Here is a 9,415-nt window from a genome sequence, read left to right as displayed (position 1 = left end):
AAGTGCGCCTGCTGCCGCCTAAAAGGCGGCCGGATGCCTGATTATCGGGTGTCCGGGGAGGATTAAGGGGGTATTTGGGTAAAATCAGGAGTAATTAGGAGCGGAAATAGACGAAAACCTATGTTTGGATTTCGGCTGTCGGGGGAAAAGGAATTTTGCAAAGGTCTCAAACTGACAAAGGGTTGCCGCAAATGTGCTTCTTTATTTAAAAAAGGTTTTTTTGTTTTCAGACGGCCTATTTTTGCAAATGTTTGGGCCGTCTGAATATTTTGGCTAAAGGCAACTTATGATAAAATGCACGCCTTACAAATGAAGCAAATTCCGCCTCAACGCGTGAAAAAACGAAAGGAATCAACATGGCAGGCCATAGTAAGTGGGCAAATATCCAACACAAAAAAGCCCGACAAGATGCCAAACGCGGCAAAATCTTCACCCGTCTGATTAAAGAAATTACCGTTGCTGCCCGTATGGGCGGCGGCGACCCCGGCGCGAACCCGCGCCTGCGCCTGGCTTTGGAAAAAGCCGCTGAAAACAATATGCCTAAAGACAACGTGCAACGTGCCATCGATAAAGGTACGGGCAATCTGGAAGGCGTGGAATACATCGAGTTGCGTTATGAAGGCTACGGCATCGGCGGCGCGGCTTTGATGGTGGACTGTCTGACCGACAACAAAACCCGTACCGTTGCCGATGTGCGTCACGCGTTCACTAAAAACGGCGGTAACTTGGGTACCGACGGCTGCGTAGCGTTCAACTTCGTTCATCAAGGCTATTTGGTGTTTGAACCGGGCGTTGATGAAGATGCGCTGATGGAAGCGGCTTTGGAAGCTGGTGCGGAAGACGTCATCACCAACGACGACGGTTCCATCGAAGTGATTACCGCGCCGAACGACTGGGCGGGCGTGAAAGCGGCATTGGAAGCCGCAGGTTACAAATCTGTTGACGGCGACGTTACCATGCGCGCCCAAAACGAAACCGAGCTGAGCGGCGAAGATGCGGTTAAGATGCAAAAACTGATTGACGCATTGGAAGATTTGGACGACGTACAAGACGTTTACACTTCTGCCGTGTTGAATCTGGACTAAACAGTTTAAAGAACAAAAGGCCGTCTGAAATTTCAGACGGCCTTTTTATATCGAAACCAATCAGATTTTTCTGGTTTTCAACCAAGCCCAAAACAGCAGCAATACCACGAAGCTGAAATACAAAATACTCCATACCGGCAGGGCGACGCCGAATAGATAGTCCGGCTCGGCGCAGTTGCCAAAGCCGCGGACGATGGGTTCAAACCAATCGAACAAAGGCCAGTCGCGCAGGCGGAAGGTCCAAGGTGCGCCGCAAGAAGGGGCGGTGCCGGGTGGCAGGCTTTGCAGCCAAATTTGATAGGCGACGACACCGGCGCCGTAAACGGCCGGAGCGGCAATCAACAATGCCGAGAGCGAGCGGGCAAATTTGGAAGATTGAGAACTGAATGCCGTAACAATGGCCAACAGCCCGACAGCCAATACGCACAAGCGTTGCAGGATGCATAATACGCACGGGTTCATGCCCAAAACGTATTGGGAAATAAAGGAGCCGCAGGCGGCAAATATGGAGAGGACGACTAAAAATAAAACAGTCTTGCGGAAAAAGTTCATAACATAAAACCTTTCAGACGGCCTGGACGCAAAACAGCCGCTAAATAACGTTTACTTTAACACAAAACGCATATGCTTTTTTTGATTTGACGGTTTTTTGCGTATGTTTGTTGATGTTGTATAACCATAAATATGGAAACAAAAATGTGTTCCGTATCGAAAAGGCCGTCTGAAATGTTCAGACGGCCTTTAGGGGAGAGACGTTTTATTTTTTCCCGTGAGATTTTTTGACATCTGCTTCAGTAATCGTACCGCCGCCATTATTGAAGGCGTTCATGATGTACGTGGCAACGGCGGCGACATCGGCATCGTTGATGGCGGTGGCAGGCATGAAGCCGTTGTAGGATTTGCCGTTTACTTTAATCGGGCCGTTGATGCCTTTGGTCATGCTTTGCAACAGGGCTTGCGGTTTTTTGTTGATATAGTCGGACTGGAATAAAGGCGGGAACATGGTACCCCGGCCTTCGCCTTTTTTACCGTGGCAGGCGGCGCAGTTGGTTTCGTAAATTTTTTGTCCTTTGCTCATCAGCACGGCATCAGCGGCAAAAGCAGTTGGGAGGCTGAGTGCGGTCAGAAGGAGCAGGATAGGGCGGAGTGCAGTCATGATGTGTTCCTTTTTGAGTGGTGTTTTTGATGGCCACACGCTTGGTTTGCGTTTTAATAGCTTGATGATAACGCTAAAGGCCGTCTGAAAGTGGATTTTTCAGACGGCCTTTGGTTTAGGTCAAATCCAGCCTTGCAGATTGGCCCGACTTAATTGTGCAAGTGCGGTAATCCAGTCGGCGGAATCGTTGAGGCAGGGGATGTAACGGTATTCTTTGCCACCTGCGGCGTGGAATTGTTCGCGTCCCATAATGGCGATTTCTTCCATGGTTTCGAGGCAGTCGGCCAGGAAGCCGGGGCAGAATACATCAAGTTTGGTCGTGCCTTGTTTCGGCAGCTGATCAAACAGGGCTTGCGTGCTGGGCTTGACCCATTGGGATTTGCCAAACTGGCTTTGGAAAGAAACGATGTATTCTTGTTCGGACAAGCCCAATGCCTGCGCCAACAGCTTGGCGGTATGGTGGCACTCGTCAGGATAGGGGTCGCCGTCGTCATGATGCTTTTGCGGAATGCCGTGGAAACTCAACATCAGTTTTTCGCCGCGTCCGTTTTGAGCCCAATAGGCTTCAATATGCTGCTTCATGGCTTGAATATAGGCGGCATCGTCGTAATAACGGGAGACGGTGCGGACGCTCATTTGGTTGCGTTGCAGCAATAACTCTTGAAACACTTTGTCCAAAGCCGCGCCGGTAGAAGAACCGGCATATTGCGGATAGAGCGGGATGACCAGCAATTTGCCCACGCCTTGGGCTTTGAGTTCCGCCAAAACGTCGGCAACGCTTGGATTGCCGTAAGTCATGGCATGACGGACGATGACATCGGGCAAATGTTTGGCCAGGGCTTCTGCTTGGCGGTGAGTGTAAACCTCAAGCGGCGAACCTTCTTTAAACCAGACTTTTTCATAGGCATGCGCGCTTTTTTTGGGGCGAAAAGTCAATACCAAGCCGCGCAATATCGGTTGCCATAAAAGTTTAGGCAGTTCGACAACGCGTTGATCAGATAGAAATTCTTTCAAGTAAGGCTTGACTGCGGCAGCAGTGGGCGCGTCAGGCGTGCCGAGGTTGAGCAGCAGGACGGCGGTGCGGTTTTGTGCGGTGTAGGCTAAGGGAGGTTCGGTATGGAAACGGGACATGATTGTGCTTTATTAATTAAGAATATTGAGGCCGTCTGAAAAGTAGTTTGAATTAAAACCTAATTTCAGACGGCCTTTAAAAGGATTAATCCACACCGCGGGCGCGGTTTTCATGGAATTGCGCCTGCCAATCGGTAAATTTGCCTTGCTCGATGGCTTCGCGCATTTCTGCCATGATGACTTGGTAGAAGTGCAGATTGTGGATGGTGTTGAGCTGTGCGCCCAAGATTTCGCCGACACGGTGCAGATGGTGCAGGTAGGAGCGGCTGAAATTTTGACAGGCGTAGCAGGTGCAGCTTTCATCAATCGGACGCTTGTCGAGTTTGTGTTTGGCGTTTTTGATCTTCAAATCGCCAAAACGGGTAAACAGCCAGCCGTTACGCGCATTGCGGGTGGGCATGACGCAGTCGAACATATCCACGCCGTGTGCCACGCCGTATACCAAATCTTCAGGCGTGCCGACGCCCATCAAATAATGAGGCTTGTGTTCCGGCAGGATAGGGCCGACGGCGCGCAACATACGGTACATTTCGGGCTTAGGTTCGCCAACGGACAAGCCGCCGATGGCCAAGCCGGGGAAGTCGAGTTCTTCCAAACCTTTCAGCGATTCTTCACGCAAATCTTCATACATCGCGCCTTGTACAATGCCAAACAGCGCATTTGGGTTTTTCAAGTCTTCAAAAGCCTTTTTACTGCGTTCTGCCCAGCGCAGGCTCATTTGCAGCGATTTTTGCGCTTGGCTGTGCGTTGCTTCTCCAGGGGTGCATTCGTCCAACTGCATCACGATGTCGGAATTCAATACGGTTTGGATTTTCATCGACACTTCGGGTGAGAGAAACAGTTTGTCGCCGTTGATCGGGCTTTGGAATGTACAGCCTTCTTCGGTCAGCTTGCGCATATCGGACAATGAAAATACTTGGAAACCGCCCGAGTCGGTCAAAATCGGCTTGTTCCAGCCGATAAATTCGTGCAGGCCGCCGAATTGTTCGATGACTTCCAAGCCGGGGCGCAGCCACAGATGGTAAGTGTTGCCTAAGATGATTTGTGCTTTGATGTCATGTAGGTTTTGCGGGTTCATCGCTTTGACCGAACCGTAAGTGCCGACCGGCATAAATACAGGCGTTTCGATTTTGCCGTGGTTCAGTTCCAAAGTGCCGCGTCGGGCATGACCGTCTTTTTTGTGTAAGGTAAATTTGAGCATAGTAATAATAGATTGGACGTTCGCGTGTGTGCGAAATGAAAGGGCAGATTATAAAGGATTTTTCGTTGGTTGACGGCTGGATTTTATCTTTGTCAAAACAATGTTTCAGACGGCCTGAATGATGAGGGAAATAAAAAATGAGGTATAAATCAAACAAAAATATTCAGGCCGTCTGAAAAGTATTTACAGATGCTTGCAAAAGGGAACACGCTTCGTTACAATAAGCGACCTAGATGAAGGCACATAGCTCAGTTGGTTAGAGCACCACCTTGACATGGTGGGGGTCGTTGGTTCGAGTCCAATTGTGCCTACCAAATTTCCATAACGGCTTTATGCCGTTATTTTTTAATGTTTTGGAGCTTTCTGATGTTGAACATTACCTTGCCGGACGGTTCGGTCCGCCAATATGAATCACCCGTTACCGTGGCGCAAATTGCAGCGTCTATCGGTGCAGGTTTGGCAAAGGCAACGGTAGCGGGCAAGGTTAACGGTAAATTGGTGGATGCTTGCGATCCGATTACCGAAGATGCCCACGTTCAAATCATTACGCCTAAAGACAAAGAAGGCGTGGAAATTATCCGCCACTCCTGCGCGCACTTGGTCGGTCATGCGGTCAAGCAGCTCTACCCAGATGCCAAAATGGTTATCGGCCCGGTGATTGAAGATGGGTTCTATTACGATATCGCAACTGAAAAACCATTTACGCCTGATGATGTAGCAGCCATCGAAGCGCGCATGAAAGAGTTGATTGCACAAGACTATGACGTCATTAAAGTGATGACGCCTCGTGCAGAAACCATCAAAATTTTCCAAGATCGCGGCGAAGAGTACAAATTGCGTCTGATTGAAGACATGCCTGAAGTGGAAGCAATGGGCATGTATCATCATCAAGAATACGTCGATATGTGCCGCGGTCCTCACGTTCCCAATACCCGTTTCTTGAAAAACTTTAAGCTGACCAAGCTGGCAGGCGCATACTGGCGCGGCGACAGCAATAATGAAATGTTGCAACGTATTTACGGTACGGCTTGGGCGAGTAAAGACGAATTGAAAGCCTATATCCAACGCATCGAGGAAGCAGAAAAACGCGACCACCGTAAGCTGGGTAAACAATTGGATTTGTTCCACCTGCAAGATGAAGCGCCGGGTATGGTGTTCTGGCATCCTAAAGGCTGGGCTTTGTGGCAAGTGATTGAGCAGCATATGCGCAAAGAGCTGAATGCTGCCGGTTATAAAGAGGTGAAAACGCCTCAGATTATGGATAAAACCTTCTGGGAAAAATCCGGCCACTGGGAAAACTATAAAGACAATATGTTCGTGACCAGTTCTGAAAAACGCGAATACGCGGTTAAACCGATGAACTGTCCGGGTCATGTGCAAATTTTCAATAACGGTTTGCGCTCATATCGCGATTTGCCAATGCGTTTGGCCGAGTTCGGTTCTTGCCACCGCAATGAACCAAGCGGTGCATTGCATGGTCTGATGCGTGTTCGCGGTTTTGTGCAAGATGATGCGCATATTTTCTGTACTGAAGATCAAATCGTTGATGAAGCACGCGCATTCAATGAATTGCTGGTTCGCATTTACAAACAATTCGGCTTCCATGATGTTGCTGTGAAGCTGTCCCTCCGCCCTGAACAACGTGCAGGTTCTGATGAAGTTTGGGATAAAGCCGAACAAGGTCTGCGTGATGCATTGACCGCTTGCGGCGTAGAGTGGGAAGAGCTGCCTGGCGAGGGCGCATTCTATGGTCCTAAGATTGAATACCATGTTAAAGATGCCTTGGGTCGCTCTTGGCAGTGCGGTACCCTGCAGTTGGACTTTGTATTGCCAGAACGCTTGAATGCAGAATATGTAACAGAAAACAACGACCGTGCGCGTCCTGTAATGTTGCACCGTGCTATTTTGGGTTCATTGGAGCGCTTCATCGGTATTCTGATTGAAAACCATGCGGGTTCATTCCCATTGTGGCTTGCGCCGGTTCAAATGGTGATTATGAATATCACTGAGAACCAAGCAGATTATTGTCGCGAAGTGGCTGCCAAATTGCAGGCGGCAGGCTTCCGTGTCGAATTGGATTTGCGTAACGAAAAAATCGGTTACAAAATCCGCGATAACAGCCAATACCGTTTCCCTTATCAAATCGTTGTCGGCGATAAAGAGAAACAAGAAAACAAAGTTGCGGTACGCCGCAAAGCAGAAGACTTGGGTTCTTTGAATGTAGATGATTTTATTGCACAATTGCAGCAAGAAATCACTGACGCCCTCGTCAATCATTAATTTTTATAGGAGTATTCATCATCGCTCAAGAACGCGAAGCACGAATCAATGGTGAAATTACCGCCAAAGAAGTGCGATTAATCAGTGAGTCAGGCGATCAGCTTGGTGTCGTTTCAGTTCGTGAAGCTTTGGCTATGGCCGAAGAGCAAGATGTCGATTTGGTAGAAATTTCCCCGACTGCCAAACCGCCCGTATGCAAACTGATGGATTACGGTAAATACAAATACCAACAAGCCAAAAAGCGCGACGAAGCTAAGAAAAACCAAAAGCAGGTACAAATCAAGGAAATTAAATTCCGTCCGGGTACTGATGAAGGCGACTATCAAATCAAGATGCGCAACATCAACCGCTTCCTTGCCGATGGTGACAAAGTCAAAGTGACATTGCGTTTCCGCGGTCGCGAGATGGCCCACCAACAATTGGGCGCCCAACTGCTTGAACGCGTAAAAGAAGAGTTGGCTGAAGTGGCGCAAATCGAGTCCTTCCCTAAAATGGAAGGCCGCCAAATGGTGATGATGATTGCGCCTAAGAAAAAATAAAGCTATAATGCAAGGCTTATTTCGATTGCCGCTCGGAATAAGGTTTAATTAGCGGCAAAAACCGTGGTATTTTGGGTTCCAAGTGTTTGAAATTTATTTCAAAACCCCTTATACCTTATCTAATAACGAATGGAGTTTTCCAATGCCTAAAATGAAAACCAAGTCTAGCGCGAAAAAACGCTTTAAAGTACTGGGTAACGGTGGTGTAAAACGCGGTCATGCGTTCAAAAGTCACATCCTGACCAAAAAAACCACTAAAACTAAACGTCAATTGCGCGGCACCGCTATGGTGGATTCACGCGATTTGGCTTCTGTTGCTAAAATGTTGCCCTACGCTTAAGGAGTTTAAAATATGCCACGCGTAAAACGCGGTGTTACCGCTCGTGCTCGTCACCAAAAAGTCTTCGCGTTAGCCAAAGGCTACCGCGGTCGTCGTAAAAACGTTTACCGTGTTGCCAAACAAGCGGTAATGAAAGCCGGTCAATACGCATACCGTGACCGTCGCCAACGCAAACGTCAATTCCGTCAACTGTGGATCGTTCGTATCAACGCAGGTGCTCGTGAAAATGGTCTGTCTTACAGCAAATTCATGAACGGCCTGAAACGTGCTGCTATCGAAATCGACCGTAAAGTATTGGCTGATTTGGCTGTATTCGACAAAGCTGCATTTGCACAATTGGTTGAAAAAGCTAAAGCTGCTTTGGCTGCTTAATTCGATAAGATTATTTAAAAAGGAAGCTTATGCTTCCTTTTTTCTTTTCTTAAAGAAATCCTATGTAGTTGATTTTCTTTCTTTAAACTCTATTTTTTTATACTAATTTGCGATAAAATAGGCCTCTCTTATCAAACGGATTGGCCGCAGTAAGACAAAAGGCCGTCTGAACGGGTTTGTAATCAAATCCAACAGACGGCTTTGTTGTTTCAGACGGCCTGCCATCAACAAACAGACGATAAACCACCATGGAAAATGTAAACCGTATCGTTGCAGAAGGTATTGCCGCTATTGAAGCCGCGCAAGACTTCAATGCCTTAGAACAAATTAAAGCACGCTATCTTGGTAAAACCGGCGAATTGACCGGACTTTTGAAAACTTTGGGTCAAATGTCTCCTGAAGAGCGTAAAACCATAGGCGCGCACATCAATGAATGCAAAAATCAGTTTCAGACGGCTTTTAATGCCAAACGCGATGCCCTGAATGAAGCCAAGCTGCAAGCCCAATTGGCTGCAGAAGCCTTGGATATTACTTTGCCGGGCCGTGCACAAGAGCATGGCGGTTTGCACCCAGTGACTTTGACTTTGCAACGTGTGGTTGAGCTGTTTCACGGTATGGGTTTTGAAGTGGCGGACGGCCCTGAAATCGAAGACGATTTCCACAATTTCCAAGCATTGAATATTCCTGCAAATCATCCTGCGCGCGCGATGCAAGATACTTTCTACGTTGAAAACGGCGACGTTTTGCGTACCCACACTTCGCCTATTCAAATCCGCTATATGCTCGACAAAAAAGAGCCGCCTATCCGCATTATTGCCCCCGGCCGCGTTTACCGCGTGGACAGTGATGCCACTCACTCGCCTATGTTCCATCAGGCCGAAGGTTTGTGGGTAGAAGAGGGTGTCACTTTTGCCGATTTGAAAGCAGTGTTCACTGACTTTATCCGTCGCTTCTTTGAACGCGATGACCTGCAAGTACGTTTCCGTCCGTCTTTCTTCCCGTTTACTGAGCCTTCTGCCGAAATCGACATTATGGGTGAGAATGGCAAATGGTTGGAAGTAGGTGGTTGCGGTATGGTACATCCTAACGTGTTGAAAAATGTGAATATCGACCCTGAAAAATATACCGGTTTCGCTTTCGGTATCGGTCTCGACCGTTTTGCCATGTTGCGCTACAACGTCAATGACCTGCGCTTGTTCTTCGATAACGATTTGAACTTCTTGAAGCAGTTTAAATAAATTTCAGATGGTCTTTTGATAGGCCGTCTGAAAAGTGAATAGATATTACTGATTTCGTCTGATAAAAATTTGT

General features: G+C 47.9%; 10 protein-coding genes and 1 tRNA gene. 7 read left to right on the top strand and 4 right to left on the bottom strand.

Annotation, left to right across the window (positions count from 1 at the left end; all coding sequences use genetic code 11):
• Positions 1-356 precede the first annotated feature (356 nt).
• Positions 357-1,085, top strand: a complete 729-nt coding sequence (locus ACTHR7_RS07505) for a YebC/PmpR family DNA-binding transcriptional regulator (RefSeq protein WP_003745951.1) — start codon at positions 357-359, stop codon at positions 1,083-1,085.
• Positions 1,086-1,145: 60 nt separating this feature from the next.
• Here the strand turns inward: ACTHR7_RS07505 and ACTHR7_RS07500 are convergent, their stop codons facing one another.
• The 4 genes from ACTHR7_RS07500 to tgt all read right to left on the bottom strand — a co-directional run bounded on the left by ACTHR7_RS07500 (position 1,146) and on the right by tgt (position 4,573).
• Positions 1,146-1,637 carry a disulfide bond formation protein B gene (locus ACTHR7_RS07500; protein ID WP_440370601.1) on the bottom strand — a complete coding sequence of 164 codons (492 nt, stop codon included), beginning with the start codon at positions 1,635-1,637 and terminating at the stop codon, positions 1,146-1,148.
• Between the two features lie 205 nt (positions 1,638-1,842).
• A complete protein-coding gene (locus ACTHR7_RS07495) occupies positions 1,843-2,241 on the bottom strand; it encodes a c-type cytochrome (protein WP_440370600.1) in 399 nt (132 codons plus the stop codon).
• A 120-nt stretch (positions 2,242-2,361) separates the two neighbouring features.
• Positions 2,362-3,372: a ferrochelatase gene (gene hemH, locus ACTHR7_RS07490; RefSeq protein ID WP_440370599.1), complete on the bottom strand. Its 1,011-nt coding sequence runs from the start codon at positions 3,370-3,372 to the stop codon at positions 2,362-2,364.
• Positions 3,373-3,457: 85 nt separating this feature from the next.
• A complete protein-coding gene (gene tgt, locus ACTHR7_RS07485) occupies positions 3,458-4,573 on the bottom strand; it encodes a tRNA guanosine(34) transglycosylase Tgt (RefSeq protein WP_003683087.1) in 1,116 nt (371 codons plus the stop codon).
• Between the two features lie 237 nt (positions 4,574-4,810).
• On the opposite strand from tgt, the gene ACTHR7_RS07480 reads away from it, so the two are divergent.
• The 6 genes from ACTHR7_RS07480 to pheS all read left to right on the top strand — a co-directional run bounded on the left by ACTHR7_RS07480 (position 4,811) and on the right by pheS (position 9,342).
• A tRNA-Val gene (locus ACTHR7_RS07480) sits at positions 4,811-4,887 on the top strand.
• 52 nt (positions 4,888-4,939) lie between these two features.
• The gene (gene thrS / locus ACTHR7_RS07475) at positions 4,940-6,853 is read left to right on the top strand and encodes a threonine--tRNA ligase (RefSeq protein WP_070838676.1); all 1,914 of its coding nucleotides are present in this window, start codon (positions 4,940-4,942) and stop codon (positions 6,851-6,853) included.
• 17 nt (positions 6,854-6,870) lie between these two features.
• Positions 6,871-7,392, top strand: coding sequence for a translation initiation factor IF-3 (infC, locus tag ACTHR7_RS07470; RefSeq protein WP_079453677.1), 522 nt, complete (start codon positions 6,871-6,873; stop codon positions 7,390-7,392).
• 142 nt (positions 7,393-7,534) lie between these two features.
• Positions 7,535-7,732, top strand: coding sequence for a 50S ribosomal protein L35 (rpmI, locus tag ACTHR7_RS07465; protein ID WP_003675505.1), 198 nt, complete (start codon positions 7,535-7,537; stop codon positions 7,730-7,732).
• Between the two features lie 12 nt (positions 7,733-7,744).
• A complete protein-coding gene (gene rplT / locus ACTHR7_RS07460) occupies positions 7,745-8,104 on the top strand; it encodes a 50S ribosomal protein L20 (protein ID WP_003675502.1) in 360 nt (119 codons plus the stop codon).
• A 248-nt stretch (positions 8,105-8,352) separates the two neighbouring features.
• On the top strand, positions 8,353-9,342 hold the full coding sequence (gene pheS, locus ACTHR7_RS07455) for a phenylalanine--tRNA ligase subunit alpha (RefSeq protein ID WP_003683075.1): 990 nt from the start codon (positions 8,353-8,355) through the stop codon (positions 9,340-9,342).
• Positions 9,343-9,415 lie beyond the last annotated feature (73 nt).

Source organism: Neisseria sp. P0007.S010 (assembly GCF_051962875.1).
GTDB lineage: Bacteria > Pseudomonadota > Gammaproteobacteria > Burkholderiales > Neisseriaceae > Neisseria > Neisseria subflava_A.
This window is presented reverse-complemented; position numbering and strand designations above follow the sequence as displayed.